This window comes from Mitsuaria sp. GD03876 (genome assembly GCF_029840635.1).
Classification (GTDB): domain Bacteria; phylum Pseudomonadota; class Gammaproteobacteria; order Burkholderiales; family Burkholderiaceae_C; genus Roseateles.
Window position 1 is genome coordinate 1 of the sequence record NZ_JAOCCU010000011.1, and the last position, 25,522, is coordinate 25,522.

Annotated in this window: 20 protein-coding genes; 10 read left to right on the forward strand and 10 right to left on the reverse strand. The window is 71.5% G+C overall.

Annotation, left to right across the window (positions count from 1 at the left end; translation table 11 throughout):
* The 3 genes from N5D62_RS08785 to N5D62_RS08795 form a co-directional block, all read left to right on the forward strand.
* Positions 1–1,023: glycosyltransferase family 2 protein (locus N5D62_RS08785; protein ID WP_279757328.1), on the forward strand; the 1,023-nt coding region annotated here is incomplete at its 5' end.
* Positions 1,020–2,738, forward strand: coding sequence for a glycosyltransferase family 39 protein (locus tag N5D62_RS08790; RefSeq protein WP_279757329.1), 1,719 nt, complete (start codon positions 1,020–1,022; stop codon positions 2,736–2,738). The genes N5D62_RS08785 and N5D62_RS08790, both read left to right, overlap by 4 nt.
* The gene (locus N5D62_RS08795; RefSeq protein ID WP_279757330.1) at positions 2,735–3,571 is read left to right on the forward strand and encodes a ChbG/HpnK family deacetylase; all 837 of its coding nucleotides are present in this window, start codon (positions 2,735–2,737) and stop codon (positions 3,569–3,571) included. The genes N5D62_RS08790 and N5D62_RS08795 overlap by 4 nt, the downstream gene beginning before the upstream one ends.
* Before the next feature lie 7 nt (positions 3,572–3,578).
* On the opposite strand, the gene N5D62_RS08800 is transcribed toward N5D62_RS08795, so the two are convergent.
* Complete coding sequence (locus N5D62_RS08800; RefSeq protein WP_279757331.1) at positions 3,579–5,225, reverse strand: UDP-N-acetylglucosamine-peptide N-acetylglucosaminyltransferase; 1,647 nt, start codon at positions 5,223–5,225, stop codon at positions 3,579–3,581.
* Between the two features lie 204 nt (positions 5,226–5,429).
* Between N5D62_RS08800 and N5D62_RS08805 the strand changes: the two genes are divergently transcribed.
* The 4 genes from N5D62_RS08805 (at position 5,430) to N5D62_RS08820 (ending at position 10,768) form a co-directional block, all read left to right on the forward strand.
* Entirely contained in the window at positions 5,430–8,132 is a 2,703-nt protein-coding gene (locus N5D62_RS08805; protein ID WP_279757332.1) for a TonB-dependent receptor, read from the forward strand.
* 10 nt (positions 8,133–8,142) lie between these two features.
* Positions 8,143–8,835: a hypothetical protein gene (locus N5D62_RS08810; protein WP_279757333.1), complete on the forward strand. Its 693-nt coding sequence runs from the start codon at positions 8,143–8,145 to the stop codon at positions 8,833–8,835.
* Positions 8,832–9,542, forward strand: a complete 711-nt coding sequence (locus tag N5D62_RS08815) for a PepSY domain-containing protein (RefSeq protein ID WP_279757334.1) — start codon at positions 8,832–8,834, stop codon at positions 9,540–9,542. The genes N5D62_RS08810 and N5D62_RS08815 overlap by 4 nt, the downstream gene beginning before the upstream one ends.
* A 95-nt stretch (positions 9,543–9,637) precedes the next feature.
* Positions 9,638–10,768, forward strand: coding sequence for a PA0069 family radical SAM protein (locus tag N5D62_RS08820; RefSeq protein ID WP_279757335.1), 1,131 nt, complete (start codon positions 9,638–9,640; stop codon positions 10,766–10,768).
* Positions 10,769–10,795: 27 nt separating this feature from the next.
* Here the strand turns inward: N5D62_RS08820 and N5D62_RS08825 are convergent, their stop codons facing one another.
* The 8 genes from N5D62_RS08825 to N5D62_RS08860 form a co-directional block, all read right to left on the reverse strand.
* Positions 10,796–12,463 carry a phosphoethanolamine--lipid A transferase gene (locus tag N5D62_RS08825; protein ID WP_279757336.1) on the reverse strand — a complete coding sequence of 556 codons (1,668 nt, stop codon included), beginning with the start codon at positions 12,461–12,463 and terminating at the stop codon, positions 10,796–10,798.
* 142 nt (positions 12,464–12,605) lie between these two features.
* Positions 12,606–14,219 carry a response regulator gene (locus N5D62_RS08830; RefSeq protein WP_279757337.1) on the reverse strand — a complete coding sequence of 538 codons (1,614 nt, stop codon included), beginning with the start codon at positions 14,217–14,219 and terminating at the stop codon, positions 12,606–12,608.
* Between the two features lie 205 nt (positions 14,220–14,424).
* Positions 14,425–15,573 (reverse strand): molecular chaperone DnaJ, encoded by a 1,149-nt coding sequence (dnaJ, locus tag N5D62_RS08835; RefSeq protein WP_279757339.1) that lies wholly within the window; start codon positions 15,571–15,573, stop codon positions 14,425–14,427.
* A 117-nt stretch (positions 15,574–15,690) separates the two neighbouring features.
* Complete coding sequence (dnaK, locus tag N5D62_RS08840) at positions 15,691–17,670, reverse strand: molecular chaperone DnaK (protein ID WP_279757341.1); 1,980 nt, start codon at positions 17,668–17,670, stop codon at positions 15,691–15,693.
* Positions 17,671–17,820: 150 nt separating this feature from the next.
* A complete protein-coding gene (grpE, locus tag N5D62_RS08845) occupies positions 17,821–18,363 on the reverse strand; it encodes a nucleotide exchange factor GrpE (protein WP_279757342.1) in 543 nt (180 codons plus the stop codon).
* A 130-nt stretch (positions 18,364–18,493) separates the two neighbouring features.
* Positions 18,494–18,922, reverse strand: a complete 429-nt coding sequence (locus N5D62_RS08850) for an RNA-binding S4 domain-containing protein (RefSeq protein WP_279757343.1) — start codon at positions 18,920–18,922, stop codon at positions 18,494–18,496.
* Positions 18,923–18,937: 15 nt separating this feature from the next.
* Positions 18,938–20,428, reverse strand: coding sequence for a sensor histidine kinase (locus N5D62_RS08855; protein WP_279757344.1), 1,491 nt, complete (start codon positions 20,426–20,428; stop codon positions 18,938–18,940).
* Between the two features lie 78 nt (positions 20,429–20,506).
* Positions 20,507–21,190: a response regulator transcription factor gene (locus tag N5D62_RS08860; protein WP_279757345.1), complete on the reverse strand. Its 684-nt coding sequence runs from the start codon at positions 21,188–21,190 to the stop codon at positions 20,507–20,509.
* Positions 21,191–21,346: 156 nt separating this feature from the next.
* On the opposite strand from N5D62_RS08860, the gene N5D62_RS08865 reads away from it, so the two are divergent.
* From N5D62_RS08865 to N5D62_RS08875, 3 genes are read left to right on the forward strand one after another with little or no spacing between them, the layout of a single operon-like run.
* Entirely contained in the window at positions 21,347–22,315 is a 969-nt protein-coding gene (locus N5D62_RS08865) for a tripartite tricarboxylate transporter substrate binding protein (RefSeq protein ID WP_279757346.1), read from the forward strand.
* 16 nt (positions 22,316–22,331) lie between these two features.
* Entirely contained in the window at positions 22,332–22,871 is a 540-nt protein-coding gene (locus N5D62_RS08870) for a tripartite tricarboxylate transporter TctB family protein (RefSeq protein ID WP_279757348.1), read from the forward strand.
* A gap of 18 nt (positions 22,872–22,889) precedes the next feature.
* Entirely contained in the window at positions 22,890–24,413 is a 1,524-nt protein-coding gene (locus tag N5D62_RS08875; RefSeq protein ID WP_279757350.1) for a tripartite tricarboxylate transporter permease, read from the forward strand.
* On the opposite strand, the gene hemH is transcribed toward N5D62_RS08875, so the two are convergent.
* Complete coding sequence (gene hemH, locus N5D62_RS08880) at positions 24,374–25,474, reverse strand: ferrochelatase (RefSeq protein ID WP_279757352.1); 1,101 nt, start codon at positions 25,472–25,474, stop codon at positions 24,374–24,376. The genes N5D62_RS08875 and hemH overlap by 40 nt on opposite strands.
* Between the last annotated feature and the right edge of the window lie 48 nt (positions 25,475–25,522).

The following is a 25,522-nucleotide window of genomic DNA, read 5'->3' on the forward strand; positions in this document are numbered from 1 at the left end:
TCCTGCGTCGTGCCTTGCCATGACGAGGCCGCCAACCTGCGCGAGCTGCTGCCGCGCCTGTGCGCCGAGCTCGAGCGCGGCGGCACGCCGTGGGAGATCGTGCTGGTGGACGACGGCAGCACCGACGACACGCCCGCGCTGCTGCGCCAGTGGGCGTGCCGGCCGGAGGTGGTGGCGCTGCGGTTCTCGCGCAACTTCGGCAAGGAGGCGGCGCTGACCGCCGGCATCGCCCGCGCGCGCGGCGATGTCGTGGTGATGCTGGACGCCGACCTGCAGCACGATCCGGCCCTGATCCCGCTGTTCCTCGCGCACTGGCGCCAGGGCGCGGACATGGTCTACGCGGTGCGCGAGACGCGCGCCGACGAGCCGCTGCACAAGCGCCTGGGCAGCGGGCTGTTCTATGGGCTGCTCAACCGCGCGGGGCGCTTCGAGGTGCCGGCCGGCGCGGGCGACTTCCGGCTGATGGACCGCGCGGTGGTGGACGCGCTGATGGCGCTGCCCGAGCGCAACCGCTTCATGAAGGGGCTGTATGCCTGGGTCGGCTACCGGACCGTGGCCGTGCCGTACCAGCCCGCGCCGCGCGCGCATGGCCGCACGCGCTTCCGGCCGCTGCGGCTGGCGGCGCTGGCGCTGGACGGGCTGACCGCGTTCACCACCTGGCCGCTGCGCGCGGCCAGCACCGTGGGCGTGCTGCTGGCGCTGGCGGCCTTCCTCTACGGCAGCTACCTGACGCTGGTCTACCTGCTCTACGGCCACGTCGTCAGCGGCTGGACCACGATCGTGGTGAGCCTGATGTTTTTCTCCGGGCTGCAGCTGCTGTCGCTGGGCATCGTCGGCGAGTACGTCGGCCGGATCTTCGAGGAGGTCAAGGGGCGGCCGCTGTACGTGATCCAGGATGAATGGGGTGCCGGCCTGCCGCGTCAGGACGAATGGAGCACCGGGCTGCCGTGCCAGGACGAATGGGGCGCCGAGCTGCCGCGCCAGGACGAACGGGGCGCCGGGTTGCCGCGCGAGCCGCGATGAGCGCGCCCGCGCCGATCCCGCGCCGCGAGGGCCTGCTCGTGGCGGTGCTGACGCTGTGCTGGCTGGCCTTCACCGGCTGGGTGAGGCCGCTGGCGCTGCCCGACGAGGGCCGCTATGTCGGCGTCGCCTGGGAAGGGCTGCGCCAGGGCGACGGCTGGGTGCCGACGCTCAACGGCCTGCCGTTCTTCCACAAGCCGCCGCTGTTCTACTGGATCACCGAGGCGTCGATGGCGCTGTTCGGCGCGAACGCGTGGGCCGCCCGGGCGGCGCCGCTGGTGGGCGCGATGCTCGCCGCGCTGGGCCTGTTCGCGCTGCTGCGGCGCTGGGCTTCGCCGTCGCTGGCGCGCGCGGCGCTGCTGACGCTGCTGGCGATGCCGCTGTTCTTCACCGGCGCGCAGTTCGCCAACCTGGACATGCTGGTCGCCGGGTTGATCACCGCGACGATCGCGGCCGCGGCCGACGCGGCGCTGCGCGTCGAGCACGGGTTGCCGCATCGCGCCACGCTGGCTGGCGCCTTCGCGCTGGCGGGGCTGGGCGTGCTGGCCAAGGGGCTGATCGGGATCGTGCTGCCGGGCGCCGTGCTGGTGCTCTGGCTCGCGTCACGCGGGCGGTGGCGCACGCTGCGGGCGCTGCTGTGGCTGCCGGGGATCGTGCTGATGCTGGCGGTCGCGGCGCCCTGGTTCATCGCGATGCAGCTGCGGTATCCCGGGTTCCTCCACTACTTCTTCGTCGTGCAGCACCTGCAGCGCTTCGCCGGCGGCGGCTTCAACAACGTGCAGCCGATCTGGTTCTTCCCGGCGGTGCTGGCGGTGGCGACGCTGCCGGCCGCGCCCTGGCTGGCCAAGGGGTGGCGCGCCGTGACCTGGCGGCCCGCGCCGGGCCTGGACGGCCGGAACGAGCAGAACCAGCAGAACCAGCAGAACCAGCAGAACGAGCAGGACCAGCAGAACGAGCAGGACCAGCAGAACGAGTTGCACAGGCTCAACGGGCCGAACGGGCTGAACGAGCAGAACGAGCTGCACAGGCAGAACGGGCAGAACGAGCTGAACGAGCTGAACGGGCTGAACGGGCTGATGCTGTGCTGGTTCGTGGTGATCCTGGTGTTCTTCTCGATCCCGGCATCCAAGCTGGTCGGCTACATCCTGCCGGCGTTGCCGCCGCTGGCCGGCTTGATCGCGCTGGCCTGGGAACGGGTGGTCGACGTCGCGCCGCGCTGGCGGCGATGGGGCGCGGTGTCGCTGGGGACCGGCGCGGCCGTGGGGCTGGGCGCGGTCGTCGCGGTCGGCGCCGGCGTCGGCGGGGACAAGTCCAATCGCGAGTTGGCGCGGGACCTCGCCGCGCGCCGCCAGCCCGGCGAGCCCGTCGTGATGCTGGAAAGCTACCTCTACGACCTGCCGTTCCACGCGCGGCTCGAAGCGCCGGTGCTGGTCGTCGAGGACTGGGACGACCCGACGCTGATGGGGCGCGACAGCTGGCGCAAGGAACTCGGCGACGCGAGGTTGTTCGTCGGCGACGAGGCCGCCCTGCGGCGCTTCCAGCGCTGGTCGACGATCGAGCCAGCCTTGTGCGCCCAGCCGGTGAGCTGGGTGGTCGGCGACGCGGACCTGGCGAAGGCGCATCCGTGGCTCGCGCGCGCGGAACGCATCGCGGCTCGGCGACACCTGGCGCTGTGGCGGGTGCGCGCCGCCGACCTCGCGTGTGGCGGGCCGCGATGACCGCGCCGCGCGCCCTGTGCCTGTGCATCGACGACGTCGGCCTGCACGAGGGCGTCAACGAGGCGGCGCAAGTCCTGCGCCGCGCGGGCCGCGTCCACGCGTTGTCCTGCATGGTCGGCGGACCGGCCTGGCCGTCGGGCGCGGCCGGATTGCGGCGCGACACCGTCGGTCCGGTCGACATCGGGCTGCACCTGGACTTGACCGCCTGGCCGCTGACGCTGGCGCCGGCGAGCTGGTCGGCGGTGTGGTGGCGCGGGACGCTGGACCGGCTGCCGGCCGCCGGGCTGCGGGACGAGGTCGTCGCGCAGCTCGACCGCTTCGAGGATCACCTGGGCCGCGCGCCCGACTTCGTCGACGGCCACCAGCACGTGCACCAGTTCCCGCAGGTGCGCGACGCGCTGGTCGACGTGTTGGTCAAGCGCTATCCGTACCGGCGGCCCTGGCTGCGTTCGACGCGCGCGGCGGGTTGGGGATTCAAGCCGCGGCTGCTGGAGCGGCTCGGCGCCCGCGCGTTGATGGCCGACGCCGAGCTGTTGGCGTTCCCGGGCAACCGGCGGCTGCTGGGCGTCTACGACTTCCTCGGCGGGCCGTCGCGCTACGCGACGCTGATGGCGGACTGGCTGCGCCAGGCGCGGCACGGCGACCTGCTGATGTGCCATCCGAGCGTCCAGGCGGTGCCCGGCGATCCGATCCGGCAGGCGCGGCTGGACGAATACGCGGTGCTCGCGTCGCCCGCCTTTGGGGAACTGATCGCGGCCGAGGGGATCCGGCTCGACGCGATGTCGCGGCTGCTGCAGGACGAGCGATTCGCCGCGGCCGGCGCGGGGTGGTGAAGGCGCCTCAGGCGCCGGGCATCGCCGGCAGCGCCTCGGGCGGCAGGCCGGCGACGGCGCGGGCCCACATGCGCTCGTACAGCGCCTCGAGGTCGCGCGCGAAGGCGCGTGAATCGATCCACGGCTGGATCGCCGGCTTCGGACCGGCGGCCAGCGCGCACGCCGTCTCGACGTAGTCGTCGAGCGTGTCGCGCACGAGCTCCGGCAGCCCCGCCGCGGTGAGCAGGCTTTCCGCCACGCGCGACGCGAAGCCGTCGCCGCGCAGCGTCACCACCGGCACGCCGGCGGCCAACGCGTCGCTGGTCGTCGTGTGACCGTTGCAGGGCCAGGTGTCGAGCGCCAGGTCCGCCGCGGCGAGGCGGTTCCAGTGGCTGGCCATGTCGGTGGGCGGCATGAACACGAGGCGCTCCGGCGCGATGCCCCGCGCCTGCGCCTCCAGCAACAGCTGGGCGTCGGCCTGCTCGCCGCCGCTGAGCTGCCACAGCAGCGCGCGCGGCAGCCGGTGCAGGATCGCCATCCAGGCGTCGAACAGCGGCGGCGTGATCTTGTAGACGGCGTTGGCAGACAGCAGCACCAGCGCGTCCTCGGGCAGGCCGAGCGTGGCGCGCGGCGTCGGCACGATGCGCCGCTGGGCGTCGCCGGGCTGGTAGCAGCGCGGCAGCTGCGCGATCCGCTCCGAGTAGACCGGTGCGTCGGCCAGCGGCGTGACGACGGGGTCGCCGATGACGTAGTCGATGAAGTCCGCGCCGCAGGTGCCGGGGAAGCCGAGCCAGGCCACCTGCACCGGCGCCGGCCGCGCGGCCAGCGCGGCGAAGCGGCTGCCCGCGGTGTGGCCCTTCAGGTCGACCGCGATGTCCACGCCTTCGGCCCGCATCCGCGCGGCCAGGGCCGCAGGGTCGAGGTCGCCCACGTCGATCACGCGCTCGCAGGCGGCGCGCACCCGCCGCTGCAGCGCCGAGCCGTCGTCGGGACCGTGCGAGAACAGCAGCACCTCGAAGCGCGCGCGGTCGTGCGCTTCCAGCACCTCGACCATCAGCGCGGCGGTCGCATGGGCGTGGAAGTCGGAGGACAGGTAACCGACGCGCAACCGCGGCTTGGCCACCGCGCGGACCGCTGGCAGCGGGCGCAGGCCGCGGCTGAGGAAACGCGCGCTCAGGCGGCCGATCTTGAGCAGGTCGGCGCCCGCGTGGGGCAGCGCGGCGAGCGCGAAGGGGACGCCGAACTCGTCGGCGGCGTCGTCGGGCTTGGCCCGCAGCGCGGCGTGCAGCGCCTGGAGGTTGGGCTCGAAGTCGGACCAGCGCGCGCATTGCTGGTCGCCATGGGCCTGGTAGGCCTGCGCCATCACGCTGTCGGGCTGCAGCGCGGCCACGGTGCGGAAGCACTCGGCGGCCTCGGCCTTCAGTTGCAGCGACTGCAGCGCGAAGGCGAGCTGCAGGTAGGCGTCGACGTCGTCGAACTTCAGCGCCAGCGCCTGCATCAGCGGCGCGATCGCGTCCTGCGCGCGGCCGACGCGCCGCAGCGATTCGCCGAGGTAGCGCTGCAGTTCGTTGGAGGGCTGGTGGGCGTGCGGCTCGAGCAGCGCGACGGCCTCGGCGTAGCGGCCTCGGGTCATCTCGGCGAGCGCGGCGCGCAGCAGGTCTGGCAGGGCATCCATCGTCGGCGGGTCCAAGGCAGGGGGAGGACGCATTGTCGGGGAAGGGCCGCGCGACCCCGCCGGCGCCGTCCGCCCATCGATTTGGTCAATCCGGGCAAGACCATGACACATCGAGGCTGGTCGCACCGTTGACGTGCCGCGTCAACGGGATCGAGGGGATTCCAGAGACTCGTTGTTTCGCTCAACTGGAGGCACACGATGTCCATGAATCGCTCCGACGCCGCCGCCGTGGCGGCCGTCCTGCTCGTCGCCGGTCACGCCGTCGCGGCGCCCACCCATGTCGCGGACACCGGCGCCGCCGCGGCGCTCGAGAAGGTCCATGTCACCGGCAGCCGCCTGCAGCTGAAGCAGGCGCAGATCTCGGGCGTCGGGCCGGTGACCGTGATCGACGCGGAAGCGATCCGCCGCAGCGGGGCGACCTCGCTGGAAACGCTGCTGCAGCGGCTGCCGGCCTCCGCCGGCGGCGCCGGCAACCAGACCAACGCCTACTGGACCAGCAACGGCTACGGCACCGCGCAGGTCAACCTCCGCGGCTTGGGCATCCACCGCACGCTGGTGCTGCTCAACGGCCGCCGCGTCGTCAACGGCGGCACCGGCGCCAACAGCGCGGTCGACCTGAACATGATGCCGATCGCGATGATCGATCGCGTCGAGGTGCTGAAGGACGGCGCCTCGGCCGTGTACGGCGCCGACGCGGTGGCCGGCGTGGTCAACGTGATCACCCGTCATGCCACCGACGGCGGCGAGCTGGCGATCCGCACCGGCGGGACCACCCGAGGCGACGGCCGCGAGCATGCCGTCGACCTCAGCTGGGGCCAACGGTCGGATCGGGGATCGATCCTCGCCGGCCTGCACGTCGCGCGTAGCGGCGATGTCCCGATGGCCAGCCGCGCGCCCTGCGGCCTGGGCGACGTCGGCGGCCGGCTGGACTGCGTCGGCAGCTCGGCCACGATCGGCGGCCGCGCGCTGCTGGCCGACGGCACGCGGGTGAATTTCAACCAGCTCACCGGCGGGGATCCCGCCGGCTTCGAGGTCTATTCGCCGTCCCGCCACAACTACAACAGCCATGCGTCGCTGAACGCGGTCAATCCGATCCAGCGCCTGGGGCTGAGCGCCTTCGGCACCTTCGCGCTGAGCGAGGACACCGAGCTGTTCGCCGAGACGCTGTTCTCGCGGCGCGACTCGCGCCAGGTCGCGACGCCGGGCGTGCTCGGCGTCTACCGTCCGATCAAGATCGCCGCCGACCACCCGACCAATCCGACCGGCCAGGACCTCGTGCTGGAGCGCCGCCGGCTCGCCGAGGCGGGACCGCGGATGTTCTCGCAGCAGTCGGACATCGCGCGCGTCGTCGCCGGCGTCCAGGGCAGCCTGGGCGCGCGCTGGGACTGGTCGGCGGCGCTGAACTGGGGCCGCAACACCGGCTCGGACGGCACCAGCAACGTGGCGCACCTCGACCGCGTCGACCAGACGCTGGACCGCGAGGTCTGCGGCACCGCGCCGGGCGCGGCCATCCCGTGCGGCAACTACCTCGGCCAGGGCAACCTGACGCCGGAGGTGCTGCGCTACATCCTCGGCGACACGCGCGATACCGGCGGCAACGCGCAGCAGGGCGCCAGCGTGAACCTCAGCGGCGAGCTGCTGGACCTCCCTGCGGGCCCGGTCGGCGTGGCCGCCGGGGCCGAATGGCGTCGCGAGCGCGGCTGGCGCAACCCCGACGCGCTGACGCTGCAGGGCTTGGCCAACACGAACCGCCAGGACCCGATCGCCGGCGCCTACACCGCGCGCGAGCTGCATGCCGAGCTGTCGCTGCCGCTGCTCAAGGACCGGCCGCTGGTGAAGGCGCTGCGGCTCAACACGGCGGCGCGTTACTCGGACTACAGCCTGTTCGGCGGCAAGTCGACCTACAAGGCGGGCCTGGACTGGCAGGTCGTGCCGACGCTGAAGCTGCGCGCCAACGCGTCGACCGCGTTCCGCGTGCCCAACGTCCCCGAGCTCTACGGCGGCGTGTCCGAGGGCAACCTGACCACCACCGATCCCTGCAGCAACTGGAGCGCCTTGCCGGCGTCCTCGGTCGTGCACCAGAACTGCCGCGACGCCGGCGTCCCGGAGGGCTTCAAGCAGCTGGGCAACACCATCCTGACGACCGTCGGCGGCAATCCCGCGCTCAAGCCCGAGGACGCGCGCACGACCACCGCGGGCCTGGTGTGGTCGCCGTCGAAGGCGTTGACGCTGACGCTCGACCGCTACGACATCCGCATCCGCAACGCGATCCAGAGCGTGTCGGGTTCGACCAAGCTGGCGGTCTGCCACGACACGCCGGGCCTGGCGCACCAGTTCTGCGACGCGTCGAGCTTCACCCGCGATCCGGTCACCGGCGAAATCGACTTCCTGTCGTCGCAGCCGGTCAACGCGGCCGAGGAGCGGATGTCGGGCCTGGACGCCGGCGCGCTGGTCGAGTTCCGCGTCCGCGGCTTCATGACCACGCTCAACGGCGAGCTGTCGCACCTGCGGCACTACCGCGTGCGGCCGTTCCCCGGCGCCGAGGTCATCGACCAGACCGGCAAGATCACCGGCGGCAGCGGCAGCTACACGCAATGGCGCTCGCTGGTCTCGGCGACGCTGGCGCGGGGACCGTGGTCCGGCATCTACGCGATCCGGACGATCGGCGCGGCAGACGACATCAACGCCAAGCCCGACGAGCTCGGCGCCCGGGCGCCGTCGGTGAGCTACCACTCGGCGCAGCTGCGCTACGCGCCGGGCGCGCGGTGGGACGTGGCGGTCGGCGTCGACAACCTGTTCGACCGCGGCGCCCCGTTCGTCAAGTCGTACACCGATGCCAACACCGACACGATGACCTACGACCTGCTCGGCCGCCGCTGGCACGTGCGGGCCGGCTACCGCTGGTGAGGGCGCGCCGATGAACCTCGCCTTCAAGCTGCGCTGGATGCACCTGTGGCTCGGCCTGTTCATCGGCGTGCAGGCGCTGCTGTGGATGGCCAGCGGCGTCTACATGACGCTGCTGCCGATCGAGCGCGTCCGCGGCCAGCACCTGGTGCGGATCGACGACGCGCCGCTGGTCGTCGACGCGGCGCGCCTCGAGGCCGCGGAGCTCGTCGCGCGGCATCCCGGGCTGGAGGGATTCCGGCTCAAGCAGTGGCTCGGACGGGAGGTCTATGAACTGCGCGCCGGCGGCCGGACCTGGCTGGTCGATGCCCGCGATGGCGAGGCGCTCGGCCCGCTGCCGCGCGAGCAGATCGCCGAGCGGGCCCGGGCGATCTATCAAGGGGAGGGCGCGCTCGTCGAGGTGAGCTGGTTGACCCGCGCGCCCCGCGAGGTCGCCCATCGGCCGGTGCCGATGTGGGCGGCGCGTTTCGACGATCGCGGCGCGACCACGCTGTACTTCTCGCCCGAGACCGGCGAGTTGCTCGCGCGGCGCCATGCCGCCTGGCGCTGGTTCGATGTGCTGTGGATGCTCCACATCATGGATTACGACCAACGCAGCGATGCCAACAACACGCTGCTCCGCGTGGCCGCCGCGCTGGGCGTGGTCTTCGCCGTCGGCTCGGCCTGGCTGACGCTGCGGGCGTGGCGCCGGAAGGCCCGGCGATGACGCGCGCGATGCGGCGCCTGCACAAGTGGCTCGGCCTGGCGATCGGGCTGCAGTGGCTGCTGTGGGCCGTCAGCGGGCTGGCGATGAGCCTGCTCGACGCCGACAAGGTCCGCGGGCGCGCGTCGCGGGCGGCCGCCTCGGCGCCGAAGGCGTGGCCGGCGGACACGACGCCGGTGGCGCGGCTGTCGGCGTCGTCGGAGCCGGTCCTGACGGTCACGACGGGCTGGCTGCTCGAGCGCCCGGTCTACCGCCTGGCCTCTGCCTCCGGCACGCGCCTGCTCGATGCGCGGACCGGTGAGCCGGTGACGGTCGACGCCCCGCTGGCGAGGCGCCTGGCCCAGGCCTCGTATGCCGGTGCCGGCCAGGCCGGCCCGGCCGAGCAGGTGCCGCGCTCGCTGGAGACCCGGGCGCACGCCGGGAAGGTCTGGCGGGTCGCCTTCTCCGACGAGGCGGCCACGACGGTCTACCTCTCGCTGCAGGGCGAGGTGCTCGAACACCGCAACCGGACCTGGCGCGTGTTCGACGTGTTCTGGATGCTGCACATCATGGATTACCGCGAGCGCCAGGACTTCAACCACCCGCTGCTCGCCGGGATGGCGATCGGCGCGCTTGGGCTGTCCCTGAGCGGGCTGTGGCTGCTGTGCACGCGCTCCGGCCGTGCCGGGATGGTGCCCGGTCGACGGCGCCCGAAGCGGTCCCGCCGCTGACCCTTGCCGGAGGCCGCAGGGGCGGCGAGTGATCCACCGGTTCTGCATGCGCTCCGGCACTGGCAAATCGCGGCGATACTGTATAAATTGACAGTATGCCGTCCGACCCCAAGCGCGATACCCACATCGCCGCGCCTCCGCTGTACATCCAGGCCGACGCCCTGAAGGGCCGGGGCAGCGCGTGGGCGATGCCTCACCGGTTCGAATCGCGCGGGCGCGAGCAGTACGACGACGGCTGGGGCACGCTGGACCAGGAGGCGGTGGAGGAACACGTCGCGCCCCGCACCGAGGTCATCGAGGAGCATGCGAAGAAGATCGTCAGCGGCAACCAGTCGCCCGACATCGGCTTCGACCTGTCGATCAATCCCTACCGGGGCTGCGAGCACGGCTGCATCTACTGCTTCGCGCGTCCGACGCACAGCTACCTGAACCTGTCGCCGGGCCTGGACTTCGAGACCAAGATCATCGCCAAGGTCAACGCCGCCGAGCGCCTGCGCGAGACGCTGGCCTCGCCGGCCTACCGGCCCGCGCCGCTGGTGCTGGGCACGGCGACGGACGCCTACCAGCCGATCGAGCGCAAGCTCGGCATCACGCGCGCGGTGGTGGAGGTGCTGACCGAGGCGCGCCATCCGTTCTCGGTCGTGACCAAGTCCAGCGGCATCGAGCGCGACCTCGACCTGATCGCGCCGATGGCGCAGCGGCGGCAGGTGTCGGTCTACCTGTCGGTGACCTCGCTGGATCCGGAGCTCTCGCGCATCCTGGAGCCGCGCGCGGCATCGCCGCAGCGGCGGCTGCGCACGATCAAGGCGTTGGCGGAGGCGGGCGTGCCGGTGGGGGTGAGCGTCTCGCCGGTGATCCCGTTCCTGAACGAGCCGGAGCTCGAACGCATCCTCGAAGCCGCGGCCGAGGCCGGCGCGACCAAGGCGTTCAGCATTCCGCTGCGGCTGCCGTGGGAGGTGGCCCCGCTGTTCCACGACTGGCTGCGGCTGCATCAGCCGGACAAGGCGGCGCGCATCATGGCGCGGCTGCGCGACATGCGCGGCGGCAAGGACAACGATCCGCGCTTCGGCACGCGCTTCACCGGGGAGGGGATCTGGGCCGAGTTGCTGCAGCAGCGCCTGCGCAAGGCGGCGCAGCGGCTGGGCCTGGGCCGCGAGCGGCACCGGTTCGACTTCAGCGAGTTCCGCCCGCCGTCGAAGGCGGTGGGACAGCAGTCGTTGTTCTGAGGAGCGCGCGCGCGAGGGGCGTCGTGCTCAGCCCTTGCGGCACGCCGCCACCCAATCCCAGTCCTGCCGGTAGACCGACGTCTTCACCCCGCTCAGGCTCAGCACCGTGTGGTACAGCCCGTCGTGCGACATCGGCGTGTCGCGGCGCTGTTGCAGGCAGGCGTTGTCCAGCTTCTGCGCGGTCCGCGTCTGTTCCGGCAGCCACAGGACCAGCGGCACATGCTTCTGCTGCTTCGGCGCCAGCGCGTAGGGCATGCCGTGCAGGAACAGGTTGTTCTCGCCCAGCGATTCGCCGTGGTCCGACACGTACAGCAGGCTCGGGTCGAAACGCTGCTCCTGCGTGCCCAGCCAGTCGATCGCCCGGGCCAGCACATGGTCCGTGTACGCGATGGTGTTGTCGTAGGCATTGCGCACCTGGTCCAGCGCGCACTGCTGCAGCGCGTTGCTGCGGCATTCCGGCTGGAACGGCTTGCGTTCCTCCGGCGTGCGCAGGTAGTAGGCCGGGCCGTGGCTGCCCATCTGGTGCAGCACCAGCACCACCCCGCGCGCCACCCGCTGCGGATCCAGCGCCGCGATGCGCGCGTCCAGGTCGTGCAGCATCACCTCGTCGAAGCACTCGCCGTCGCCGCGGCACAGGCCCGCGGGGATCGGATGGTCGGGACGCGCCGGGTTGATCGCCTGCGCGTTGGGCACGCGGTCGCAGATGCCCTTGCAGCCCGACTGGTTGTCCAGCCACAGCACCGCCAGCCCCGCGCGCTGCAGCACGTCCAGCAGCGTCTCCTGGTTGCCCGGGTGATCGACGAAGGCCTCGCGGCCGAGCTGCGAGAACATGCACGGCAGCGACGCGGCCGTCGAGGTGCCGCAGGAGGCGACTTCCCGGTAGCTCAGCACCGGCCTGGCCGACAGCTCGGGATTGGTCGGCCGCTCATAGCCGTTGAGCTGGAAGTTGACCGAGCGCGCCGTCTCGCCCACCACCAGCAGCACCAGCGGCGGCCGCGCGCCCGCGGGACGCGGCGTCAGCGTGGCGTCGGCCGCGACGACTTCGGGCGGGCCCTTGGGTTTCTTCTGCTTCTGCGCGACCAGCGCGGCGCTCGCCCAGATCGCGTTGATCGGGCTGACCATCTTGGTCAGCGCCTTGTTGTTGCGCAGCGTCGAGGCCAGGTCCGCCGTGCGCGTCGCCGCCAGCCCGACGCCCAGCGCCAGCGCCAGCGCCAGGCTCGCCAGGTTCCAGCCCAGGCGCTTGAACCAGCGCAGGTCGGTCAGCCGCTGCCGCCAGATCCAGGCCAGCGGCAGCAACGCGATCACCGCCACGTGCGCCGCCAGGCTCCAGCCGAGCAGGTCGCGCGTCTCGCGCAGGTCGGTCTGCAGCGCGTTGGTGACCATCGTGCTGTCGATGATCACGCCGTAGCTGCCGATGAAGTAGGCCAGCGGCGCCGTCAGCAGCAGCATCAGCGTCAGCAGCGGCTTGACCGCGACGCGCCAGGCCAGCAGGCTGAAGCAGGCCGCCAGCACCAGGATCACGATGCCCGCGAAGACGACGACGAACAGCTTGCCCGACGCGCCGGCGTAGTCCGGCATGCCCCACATGCGCTGCCACAGCGGCCAGTTGCCGAGCACGCCCACCCACAGCGCGGCGAGCCAGGTCAGGGTCAGCGGGGAACGCGCGCGGGCGGCGTCGGCCCCGCGTGCGGACAAGGTCGAGGAATCGGAAGACGGCATCGTGCGGGTGTCGGGCGTGTGGCGCAAAACCGGCCCTTGTAGTTGTCGTAGCTGAAGCTTCCCTGAAGCTCTCCTGAAGTGCCCCTGAGCAACCGCCCAGCTTAGCCGAGGACCGCGCTCATCCCCGCAAGGCCATGCCGCCGGAGCGGGCCGCCTTCAGGCCCTGGCCGCTGGCCTGCACGTAGCGGCGCTGCAGCGCCTCGATGCGCGGCGCCAGCGCCTCCGGATCGGTCATCCGGTCGCGGTAGCGCTGCAGCACCAGCGCCGCCATGTCGATCAGCTTGGCATTGAGCGTCTGCGTGCCCTGCTCGAGCAGCAGCTGCACGCCGGTCTGCGCGTCGCCGCGCATCGCATGGCGCATCGCCGTCTCCGAGATCGCGAAGACCCGCCCGTTGGCGTCGCGCAGCAGCTGGGTGCTGGGCTCATGGGCCTCGGCCATGCTGATCAGCACCTCCGTGGCCGACTTCGAGCTGCAGAAGCGCAGTCCGAGCTGGTTCATCAGCGTCTCCATCTCGCCGAGCTCGATGTCCTGCCGCGCCATCCGCACCCACAGCGCGATCAGCAGGCTGGCGGCCTCGAGGTCGAAGTCCTCGTCCGCGGCGCGGCGCGCGAACTGGCGCGCGAGCTGCAGCGCATCGGCCAGACGGCGCTCCAGCAGCAGCCGCAGCCCCTGCAGCACGACGTCGAAGCGCTGCAGCCGCGCGTCGCGCGGCGCGCGCTCGATGCCCTGCGCCAGCGCGTCGGTCGCGTACTTCAGGCCCTTGCCGTCCTTGGCGTCGAAGCGCATCAGCGCGATCAGCGCCAGGCTGTGCCAGTCGAAGAGCTTGGAGCGCAGGCCCTGCGCCAGGCTGCGCTCGAGCATCTTGAGCGCCTCGTCGCGCTGCCCCGCGTAGAAGGCCAGCGTGCCGCAATGTTGCTGGCGCAGCAGGCAGCCGGGCGTCAGCGTCGCGGCGGTGCGGTAGGTCGCCAGCGCCGCGTCGATCTCGCCTTGCTCCATCTGCACGCGGCCCATCAGGTCGTAGCTGTCGGCCTGGTCGGGCATGTCGCCGATCAGCGTCTCCAGCGTGCGGCGCGCGGCGCTGAGGTTGCCGCTGGCGACCTCGGTCCGCGCCACGCCCAGCCGCGCCCAGGGCACGGTACGCGCCGCGATGATGGCTTCATAGAGCTCGCGCGCCTCGGTGTGGCGCTCCAGGCGCAACAGCAGCTCGGCGCCGATGCGCGCGGCATACAGCCAGTAGGTCGCGCGGCGCTGGAAACGGTCCAGGCAGAGGTCGGCCGCGCGGTCGAATTCCTTGGCGTCGATCGCGTCGAAGATCGCCTTGAGCTCCAGCTTGCGATGCCGCGCGTTGGCCAGCCGGTCGGCCAGCGCGGCGCTCGTGTAGGGCTTGACCAGGTAGGCATCGAGCGCCGCCTCGGCCGCCTCGGCGACCTTCGCGTACGAGGCCTCGCCGGTGACCATCACGAACACGGTGGAGTAGGGCAGCAGCTGCTCGCGCCGCAGCTCGTCCAGCAGGTCCTGGCCCGACAGCTCGGAGCCGTCGAAGTAGTAGTCGCACAGGACGATGTCGTAGGGCTGCGTCTCCAGGATCACGCGCGCGTCCCGCACCCGCGTGGCCTGGCGCACATGGCCGACGCCGAGCTCCCGCAGCTGCGCCGTCATCAGGCTGCGCGAGGTCGCGTTGCCGTCGATGACCAGCGCCTGCGTCTTGGCCAGCGGGCTGGACAGGCTCATGGCCGCCGCTCCCCGGCGAGCGCGCATGTGAAAAAGCCCGCCTCCGGAGAGAGCGGGCTGGCAGCACCCCAACGATTTGTGCGAATGTCGTCAACCACACGGCGGATTGTCCGCCCGGCGACTCTTTCGGGTCCCCCGGGTTTGCGTGGGGGACGCGGTCCGATTCCTCAATCGTGGCTTGCGTTTGCGTGACGCTGTTGGCGACTTACTTGAACAGGTCCTTGACCCGGTCGGTCCAGCTCTTGGCGTTGGGCGAGTGGCGCTCGCCGCCGTCGCGCAGGCTCTTGTCGAGCTCCTTGAGCAGCTTGCGCTGGTGCTCGGTCAGCTTGACCGGCGTCTCGATGCTGATGTGGCAGTACAGGTCGCCGGGATAGCTCGAGCGCACGCCCTTGATGCCCTTGCCGCGCAGGCGGAAGGTCTTGCCGTGCTGCGTGCCCTCGGGCAGCTCGATCTCGGCCTTGCCGCCCAGCGTCGGCACCTCGATCGTGCCGCCCAGCGCCGCGGTGGTCATCGACACCGGCATCGTGCAGTGCAGGTCGTCGCCATCGCGCTCGAAGATGTCGTGCTGCTTGATGCGGATCTCGATGTAGAGATCGCCCGACGGCCCGCCGTTGACGCCCGGCTCGCCGTTGCCGGCGGAGCGGATGCGCATGCCCTCGTTGATGCCGGCCGGGATCTTGACTTCCAGCGTCTTGGTCTTCTTGATCTTGCCGGCGCCGTTGCAGGTGGTGCAGGGCTCCGGAATGATCTTGCCGGTGCCGTGGCAGTGCGGGCAGGTCTGCTGGATGCTGAAGAAGCCCTGGCGCATGTGCACCGTGCCGCTGCCGCCGCACGAGCCGCAGGTCTTGGCGCTGGTGCCGGGCTTGGCGCCGCTGCCGTGGCAGGTCTCGCAGCCTTCCCAGGACGGGATGCGGATCTGCGTCTCCTTGCCGCGCGCGGCTTCCTCCAGCGTGATCTCCATCGCGTAGCTCAGGTCGCTGCCGCGATAGACCTGCTGGCCGCCGCCGGGGCGGCGTCCACCGCCGGCGCCGCCACCGAACAGGTCGCCGAAGATGTCGCCGAAGGCCTCGGCGAAGCCGCCGAAGCCCTCCTGGCCCGCGCCGCCGCGGAAGCCCTGGTTCGGGTCCACGCCCGCGTGGCCGTACTGGTCGTAGGCCGCGCGCTTCTGGCCGTCGGACAGCATCTCGTAGGCCTCCTTGACCTCCTTGAACTTGTCCTCGGCGTCCTTGGCGCCCTCGCCCTGATTGCGGTCAGGGTGGTACTTCATCGCCAGCTTGCGATACGCCTTCTTGATGTCCTCTTCGCTGGCGTTCTTCGCGACGCCCAGGACTTCGTAATAGTCACGCTTTGCCATGGATCTTCCTGCGGTCCTCAAACCAAAACGCCGCGCGGGCCGGGAGGCTCCGCGCGGCGGCTGTCATCGACAGCTGTGCCGGTCGCGATGCCGACGTCGTCGGTCGGCAGGCATGGCTTACTTCGAGTCCTTGACTTCCTTGAACTCGGCGTCGACGACGTTGTCGTCGGCCGGCTTGGCCGAGGCCTGCGCACCCGCCGCCTCGGCGTGGTCCGCACCGCCGGCGGCACCGGCACCGGCGGCGGCACCCGCCGCGGCCTGCGCCGCCTGCGCGTCGGCGTACATCTTCTCGCCCAGCTTCTGGCTGGCGGTCATCAGCGCTTCGGTCTTGGCGTCGATGTCGGCCTTGTCCTCGCCCTTGATGGCCTCTTCCAGGTCCTTGATCGCGGCCTCGATCTTTTCCTTCTCGCCGGCCTCGAGCTTGTCGCCATGCTCGCCCAGCGACTTCTGCACCGAATGCACCAGGCCGTCGGCCTGGTTCTTGGCCTGCACCAGGTCGACCTTCTTCTTGTCCTCGGCCGCGTTGGCCTCGGCGTCCTTCACCATCTTCTCGATCTCGGCCTCGGACAGGCCGGAGTTCGCCTTGATGGTGATCTTGTTTTCCTTGCCGGTGCCCTTGTCCTTGGCGCCGACGTGCAGGATGCCGTTGGCGTCGATGTCGAAGCTCACCTCGATCTGCGGCGTGCCGCGCATCGCCGGCGGGATGCCTTCCAGGTTGAACTCGCCCAGGCTCTTGTTGGCCTGCGCCAGCTCGCGCTCGCCCTGGTAGACCTTGATCGTCACCGCGGGCTGGTTGTCCTCGGCGGTCGAGAAGGTCTGGCTGAACTTGGTCGGGATGGTCGTGTTCTTCTTGATCATCTTCGTCATCACGCCGCCCAGGGTCTCGATGCCCAGGCTCAGCGGGGTGACGTCCAGCAGCAGCACGTCGGTGCGCTCGCCGCCGAGGACCTGGCCCTGGATCGCGGCGCCGACGGCCACGGCCTCATCGGGGTTCACGTCCTTGCGCGGGTCCTTGCCGAAGAACTCCTTGACCTTCTCCTGCACCTTGGGCATGCGCGACATGCCGCCCACCAGGATCACGTCGTCGATCTCGCCCACCGACACGCCGGCGTCCTTGATCGCGGTGCGGCAAGGGGCGATCGTGCGCTCGATCAGCTCCTCCACCAGCGACTCCAGCTTGGCGCGGGTCAGCTTGATGTTCAGGTGCTTCGGGCCGGTCGCGTCGGCGGTGATGTAGGGCAGGTTGACGTCGGTCTGCGACGAGTTGGACAGCTCGATCTTGGCCTTCTCGGCGGCTTCCTTCAGGCGCTGCAGGGCCAGCACGTCCTTGGTCAGGTCGACGCCCTGTTCCTTTTTGAACTCGCCGATGATGTAGTCGATGATGCGCTGGTCGAAGTCCTCGCCGCCCAGGAAGGTGTCGCCGTTGGTGGACAGAACCTCGAACTGCTTCTCGCCGTCGACGTCGGCGATCTCGATGATCGAGATGTCGAAGGTGCCGCCGCCCAGGTCGAACACGGCGATCTTGCGGTCGCCCGCGCCGTGCTTGTCCAGGCCGAAGGCCAGGGCCGCGGCGGTGGGCTCGTTGATGATTCGCTTGACGTCCAGGCCGGCGATGCGGCCGGCGTCCTTGGTCGCCTGGCGCTGCGCGTCGTTGAAGTAGGCCGGGACCGTGATGACGGCTTCCGTGACCTCTTCGCCGAGGTAGTCCTCGGCGGTCTTCTTCATCTTGCGCAGGACCTCGGCCGAGACCTGCGGCGGCGCCAGCTTCTTGCCGCGCACTTCCACCCACGCGTCGCCGTTGTCGGCCGCGGCGATGGTGTAGGGCATCAGGTCGATGTCCTTCTGGACTTCCTTTTCCTGGAACTTGCGGCCGATCAGGCGCTTGACCGCGTACAGGGTGTTCTTCGGGTTGGTCACGGCCTGGCGCTTGGCCGAGGCGCCGACCAGCACTTCGCCGTCTTCCTGGTACGCAATGATCGACGGGGTGGTGCGGGCGCCTTCCGCGTTCTCGATGACGCGGGTGGTGTTGCCTTCCATGACCGCGACGCACGAGTTGGTCGTGCCCAGGTCGATGCCGATGATCTTCTTCTTAGCCATGTGGTGCTCCTGAATTTGAAAAGTCTGTCGGAACGATCGTCGCGGGGGGCGCGGGCGGCTCGGTGTCGAGCGTCGGGATCGTCGTTCCGGGATGGTTCTGATCTGTGGATAACTTGCCCGGATTCAAGACCGGGCCGGACGCTGGTCGGGTTACTTCGGCGCCGCCACGGTGACCAGCGCGGGGCGCAGGACACGGTCGGCGATCAGGAAGCCCTTCTGCAGGACGGTCACGACGGTGTTGGCGTCCTGGTCGGCCGGGACCATCGAGATCGCCTGGTGCTGGTGCGGATCGAACTTCGTGCCGGCGGCCGGGTTGATCTCCAGCACCTTGTTGCGCTCCAGCGCCGCCTGCAGCTGGCGCAGCGTGGCGTGCACGCCTTCCAGCACCTGCTCGACGCTGGCGTCGGGGCGGGCGATCGCGGCGGACAGGCTGTCCATCACCGGCAGCATCGCGTCGGCGAAGCCTTCCACGGCGAACTTGCGGGCCTTGGTGGTGTCTTCCTCGCCGCGGCGGCGGGTGTTCTCCACCTCGGCCTTGGCGCGCAGGTAGGCGTCGGACATCTCGGCCAGGCGGCGCTCGGTCTCGGCGAGCTTGGCCTCGAGCGTCTCGGGCACCGAGGCGGCCGCGGCGGCGGCGGCTTGCTGGGTCAGGTCGTCGAGGGTCGGGTCGGGGTGTTGGTTGTCGGTCGTCATGGTTGCTGTGCCAGGGCAAAAGCCCGTTCTGCGTCGGGCGATCCGCCGCAACTGGGGCTCATGGCCGGAGATTCAAGAGGGGGATTTTCGCATTCCTGCGCGGGCAAACCCGGGGCCTGCTAGCGACGGGTCACTCGTCGATGCTGGCGCTCCAGCGGTCCCACTCGGCCAGCTTGCGCCGGTCCTGCTTGGTCGGACGGCCCTGGACGATGGTGTCCGCCGGCTCGGGGGCGAGGCGGCGCGCCTCGGCCGCGCGCTCGCGGGCGGCGATGCTGTCGGGCGTCTCGGCGTACAGCGTCTGCGCCACCGGCGCCGGGCCCCGGATGCTGCTCAGGCCCAGCACCTTCACCTCGCGGTCGACCTGGCCCTGGCGCAGCTGGATGACATCGCCGACCCGCACGTCGCGCGAGGCCTTGGCCGCCTGGCCGTTGATCGTCACGCGGCCCCTGCCGATCTCGTCGACCGCGATCGAGCGGGTCTTGTAGAAACGCGCGGCCCAGAGCCACTTGTCCAGGCGCAGGCTGTCCAGGTCGGAGGAGGAGCGGGGAGAGGCAGACATCGGGGGCGGATTGTCCTATGCGGCAGGGGGCTCGGTCGATGCTGCCGCCGGCAGCCGGACCACGGCGTCCAGGCCGGCGATGACCCCGTCGCGCTCGCGGTTGTCCAGCGCCAGCGTGCCGCCCAGCGAGGCGACGATCTCCCGGCAGATCGCCAGGCCCAGTCCCGAACCGCCGTTCGGCCCGGCCGCGAACGGCTCGCCCAGCTTCGGGCGCAGCGACGCCGGAATGCCGGGCCCGCTGTCCGCGATGCGCAGCTCGATGGCGCCGCCCGCGCCGAGGCCGCCAGGGCCGCCGTCGTCGCCCTCGACCTCGGCGCGCAGCGTGACCGCCAGCCGCCCGCCGCGCGGCGAATGCCGCAGCGCGTTGTGCAGCAGGTTGCGCACCAGCTCGCGCAGCGCCCAGGCATGGCCGCGCACCGGCGCGGGCCCGGTGCTGAGCTCGAAGTCGAGTTCCGCGTCCGCGATCAGCGGCGCCAGGTCCAGCGCCACCTCCCGCACCGTGTCCGCCAGGTCCAGCCGCGGCGGATCGCCCTGCTGGCGCAGCTGCTCGACCTTGGCCAGCGCCAGCATCTGGTTGGCCAGCGCGGTCGCGCCGTCGACGGTGACGCCGATCTCGTCGATCGCCTGCGCCAGCGGCAGGTCGCCGCGCCGCGCCGACTGCACCTGCGCCTTGAGCACCGCCAGCGGCGTGCGCAGCTGGTGCGAGGTGTCGCGCACGAAACGCTTCTGGTGCGCCAGCAGTCCGGCCTGGCGCTGCCAGGCCTCGTTGATCGCGGTGACCAGCGGCGCGAGCTCGGCCGGCGCGCTCACCAGCGGGATGGGGCTGACGTCGTCGTCCTGGCGCGCCGCGATCGTGCGGCTGAGCGCGCGCACCGGCCGCGTCGCGAAGAGCACCACGCCCCAGACCACGATCGCGATCACCGCCAGCAGCGCCGCCTGGCGCCACAGCGTCGAGACCAGCACCTGCCGCGCCAGCGTGCGCCGGATCTCCAGCGTCTCGGCGACCTGGATCGTCGCCACGCCCAGGCCCGCCTCGCCCGCCACCGGCTGCTTGAGCACCGCGACGCGGATCGGCTCGCCCTGGTAGACGTCGTCGTAGAAGTCGACCAGCGCCGCGTAGGCGCCGCGGTCGGGCAGCTTGCCGCGCCACGGCGGCAGGTCGTCGAAACCCGAGACCCACTCGCCCTGGAAGCCGGTGACCCGGTAGAACATGCGGCTGCGGTTGTCGGCCTCGAAGGCCTCGAGCGCCGCGTAGGGCACCTCGGAGACGAGCTGCGGCGCGTCGCGCGTGCCGTGCACGTCGAGCTGCTCGCCGATCGTCTTGGCGGACGCCAGCAGCGTGCGGTCGTAGGCGGTGTCGATCGCCTTGAGCGCGTCCTGGTAGAGCCGGTGCGCGTTGGCCGCGATCAGCAGTCCCACCGGCACCAGGATGCCCAGCAGCAGCCGGCTGCGCATCGACGCCAGGCGGCGCCGGCGCGGACGGATCTCGGGTGTCGCGTCAGGCATGGGCGGGCTTCAATGCGGTGCCGTCAGGGCGAGGGCATCGCCGCGGGGCCCGCGCGGCGGCGCCTGCGGTCCGGCGCTTCAATCCGGCGCCTTGAGCAGGTAGCCCAGGCCCCGCAGCGTGACCAGGCGCGCGCCGTCGGCCGGCAGCCGCTTGCGCAGCCGGTAGGCGACGACCTCGACCGCGTCGGGCTGCACGTCGAGGTCGTCGGCGAAGACGATCTCGGTCAGGCGCTCCTTGGCCACCGCCTGGCCGGGCCGCGCCAGCAGCGCGCGCAGCAGCGCGGCCTCGCGCGGCGGCAGGTCCAGCGGCAGCCCGAGGTGATAGATCGCGCCGCTGTCGGCGTCCACGCGCAGGCCGCAGAAGGCCTCGTCGTCCGGCACCGCCGCGCCGCCGCCCGCGCCGCGGCTGCGGCGGGCGAGGGCGCGCACGCGGGCCTCGAGCTCGTCCAGGTCGAAGGGCTTGGGCAGGTAGTCGTCGGCGCCGATGTTCAGGCCCAGGATGCGGTCGCCGACGGTGCCGCGCGCGGTCAGGATGATCACCGGCGTGGCCAGGTGCTCGGCGCGCGCGGCCGACAGCAGCTCCAGCCCGTCCATGTCGGGCAGCGACAGGTCCAGCAGCACCACGTCGGGCGGATGCGCGCGCCAGCGCTCGAGCGCCGGCCGGCCCTCGGCGAACCCGTGCACCTGGATGCCGCGGCGCTCGAAGGAGCGCGCCACCGTGGTCTGCAGCGCGGCGTTGTCCTCGACGAAAAACAGCCTCATCGCGCCAGTGTCCGACAGCCGCCGCCGCGTGGCCGCTCAGGGTGAACCCTGAGCTTGGCGACAGCCGATTGAAAGCCGCCGTGTGCAGGATGCGCCCCTACAACGAACGCCGGGCGCGTGCTCTGCCTCGGCGACGACAACCCAGGAGACACGAGCATGCGTCGAGACCAGTTCCTCAAGTCCGCGGCCGCCTTCGCCGCGCTGGGCGCCACGGGCGCGTTGCCGCTGAGCGCGCAGGCCGCGGCGGCATTGAAGATCCTCGTCCCCGCCAATCCGGGCGGCGGCTGGGACATCACCGGCCGCGCGCTGGGCAAGGCGCTGCAGGACGCCGGCGCCGCCACCGCGGTGACCTTCGAGAACAAGGGCGGCGCCGCCGGCGCGATCGGCCTGGCGCAGTTCGTCAACGCCGCCAAGGGCGACGCCAACGCGATGATGGTGATGGGCGCGGTGATGCTGGGCGGGCTGATCACCAGCAAGCAGCCGGTCACGCTGACGCAGGCCACGCCGATCGCGCGCCTGACCAGCGAGTACAACGTCTTCGTCCTGCCGGCCAACTCGCCGTACAAGACGATGAAGGACGTGGTCGAGGCGCTGAAGAAGGATCCGGGCTCGGTGAAGTGGGGCGGCGGTTCGCGCGGCGCCACCGAGCACATCGCCGCGGCGATGCTGGCCCGCGAGGTCGGCGTGGACGCGACCAAGGTCAACTACGTCGCCTTCCGCGGCGGCGGCGAGGCGGTGGCCGCGATCCTGGGCGGCAACGTCACCATCGGCGGCAGCGGCTACAGCGAGTTCCAGCCCTACATCGAGAGCGGCAAGATGCGCCCGATCGCGATCACCGCGCCGCAGCGGATCAAGGGCCTGGACATCCCGACGATGAAGGAGCTGGGCTACAACGTCGAGATCGGCAACTGGCGCGGCGTGTACGGCGCGCCCGGCATCACGCCGGCGCAGCGCCAGGCGCTGATCGACATGGTGGTCAAGGCCACCAAGTCCAAGGCCTGGTCCGAGGCGCTGGAGAAGAACGGCTGGACCCCGGCCGTCATGACCGGCAAGGACTTCGAGGAGTTCGTCGACGCCGAGTTCGCCTCGCTGCGCGCGATCATGCACAAGTCCGGCATGGTGTGATCCCCGGGAGACCGCCATGTCCGACTCTTCCTCCCTGCCCGACGACGTCGACTCGACGCCCACGCCGCTGTACCAGACGCTGGTCGGCGTCGCGGCGGTCGCCGTCGGCGGCGTGATGGCCTTCGGGGCCAGCGCGATCCCGTCCGACGCCGGCTACTCCGGCATCGGCCCCAACGCGCTGCCCTGGTTCGTCGCCGCGGTGCTGCTGGTGTGCGGCGCCTGGCTGATCTGGGAAGCGCGCAGCGGCGGCTTCCGCTCGATGGAGCCGCCCTCGGGCGCCCCGAAGGCGGACTGGCTGTCCGCGGCCTGGGTGGCCGGCGGCGTCGTCGCCAACGCGGCGCTGATCACGACGATCGGCTTCGTGCTGGCCTGCACGCTGTGCTTCATGCTGGCCGTGCGCGGCCTGCGCCGCGCCGAGGGCAAGGGCCACGGCGGCCCGCGCCAGATCCTCCTCGACGCCGTCACCGGGCTGCTGATCGCCGCGCCGGTGTTCTGGCTGTTCAACAAGCTGCTCGCGCTGAACCTGCCGGCCATCACCGCCGGCGGCTGGCTCTGATCCTCCTGGAGTCCTGACATGCAAGACCTCTGGACCCACCTGATGGGCGGCTTCGCCACGGCCGCCTCGGGCGTGAACCTGATGTGGGCCTTCGTCGGCTGCGCGCTGGGCACCGCCATCGGCGTGCTGCCCGGCCTCGGCCCGGCGGTGACCGTGGCGATGCTGCTGCCGATCACCGCGCAGGTCGACCCGACCGCGTCGATGATCTTCTTCGCCGGCATCTACTACGGCGCGATGTACGGCGGCTCGACCACCTCCATCCTGCTCAACACCCCGGGCGAGACCGGCACGATGGTGACCGCGCTCGAGGGCTTCAAGATGGCCCGCCACGGCCGCGCCGGCGCGGCGCTGGCGACCGCGGCGATCGGCTCGTTCTTCGCCGGCACCATCGCCACCGTGCTGGTGACGCTGTTCGCGCCGGTGCTGGCGGACTTCGCCGTCACGCTGGGCCCGCCGGAGTACTTCTGCCTGATGCTGCTGGCCTTCACCACCGTCAGCGCGGTGCTGGGCCAGAGCACGCTGCGCGGCATCACCGCGCTGTTCATCGGGCTGGCGATGGGCCTGGTGGGCATGGACCAGATCACCGGCCAGATCCGCTACACCGGCGGCGTGCCGGAGTTCATGGACGGCATCGAGACGGTGCTGGTCGCGGTGGGCCTGTTCGCCGTCGGCGAGACGCTGTACGTGGCGCTCTACGAAGGCCGCTCCAACCTGACGATGAACACCATGGGCCGCGTGCACATGACGCGCCAGGAGTGGAAGCGCTCGATCCCGGCGTGGATCCGCGGCACCGGCCTCGGTTTCCCCTTCGGCGTGATTCCCGCGGGCGGCACCGAGATCCCGACCTTCCTGAGCTACGCGACCGAGCGCAAGCTGTCCAAGCACAAGGAGGAGTTCGGCACCACCGGCGCCATCGAGGGCGTCGCCGGTCCGGAGGCGGCCAACAACGCGGCCGTCACCGGCACGCTGGTGCCGCTGCTGACGCTGGGCATCCCGACCTCGGTGACCGCGGCGATCCTGCTGTCTGCGCTGCAGAACTACGGCATCCAGGCCGGGCCGCAGCTGTTCACCACCTCGTCGGGGCTGGTGTGGGCGCTGATCGCGTCGCTGTACATCGGCAACGTGATGCTGCTGGTGCTGAACCTGCCGCTGGTGGGCCTGTGGGTCAAGCTGCTGCGCATCCCGCGCGCGCCGCTGTACGCCGGCATCCTGATCTTCGCCACCGTGGGCGTCTACGGCATGCGCCAGAGCGCCTTCGACCTGTACGTGATGCTGGCCATCGGGCTGCTGGGCGTGGTGATGCGGCGCTTCGACTTCCCGACCGCGCCGGTGGTCGTCGGCATGATCCTGGGCCCGCTGGCCGAGGCGCACCTGCGCAACGGCGTGGCCATCGGCGGCGGCCACTGGGGCGTGTTCTTCGAGCGCCCGATGTCCGCCTTCCTGCTGGGGATCGTCGTGATCGTGCTGCTGCTGCCGCGCGCGATGAAGTGGTGGGGCGCGCGTCAGCGCGTCGCGCCGGCGGCCACGGCCGACTCGCGCTGACGGGCGAGGGCGGCGGCCTGTGCCTCGTCGGGCACGGCCGTCGTCGGCCAGCCCTGCAGGTGCTGCTCGGCGATCGCGGCCAGCGCGCGGACGTGGGCGGTGCGGTCGTTCAGGCAGGGGATGTAGCTGAAGCGCTGCCCGCCGCTGGTCAGGAAGGCCGCGCGGACCTCCATGTCGATTTCCTCCAGCGTCTCGATGCAGTCGGCCGAGAAGCCGGGGCAGACCACGTCGACCGAGGTCAGCCCGCGCTTGGCGAGCTCGCGCAGCGTCGGCTCGGTGTAGGGCTCCAGCCAGCGCGCCTTGCCGAAGCGGCTCTGGAAGGTGACCTTGTACTGGTCGTCCGACAGGCCCAGCGCCTCGGCCAGCAGCCGGCCGGTCTTCAGGCATTCGCAGTGGTAGGGATCGCCCAGCGCCAGCGTGCGGGCGGGCATGCCGTGGAAGCTCATCACCAGCAGCTCGCCGCGGCCCTCGGTCTTCCAGTGCGCGCGCACGCTCTCGGCCAGCGCGGCGATGTAGCGCCTGTCGTCGTGGTAGCGGTTGACGAAGCGGAACTCGGGCAGGTGGCGATGCGCCTGCGACCAGCGCGCGACGTCGTCGACGACGCTGGCCGTCGTCGCGCCCGAGTACTGCGGATAGGCCGGCAGCACCAGCACGCGGGTCGCGCCCTCGGCGCGCAGCGCGTCCAGCTGCGAGGCGATCGACGGGTTGCCGTAGCGCATCGCGGGCCGGACCGTCACGCGGTGGCCCATCTCGCCGAGCTGGCCTTGCAGCAGCTTGGCCTGCTTCTTCGTCCAGACCAGCAGCGGCGAACCTTCCTTGGTCCAGATGCTGGCGTACTTCTTCGCCGACTTGGCCGGGCGCGTGCGCAGGATCGCGCCGTGCAGGATCGGCCACCAAGCGGCCTTGGGGATCTCGATGACGCGCGGGTCCGACAGGAACTGCGCGAGGTAGCGGCGCGTGGCCTCGGTGGTCGGCGCGTCGGGCGTGCCCAGGTTGACCAGCAGCACGCCGATCGTCGGCGCGCGCCCGTGCACGTGGTCGGGTTCGGGGCGGAAGCTCATGCGAAGGGGCTCGAGGCGGGGAAGGTCGGGGAGGGCGATGAACGGCGC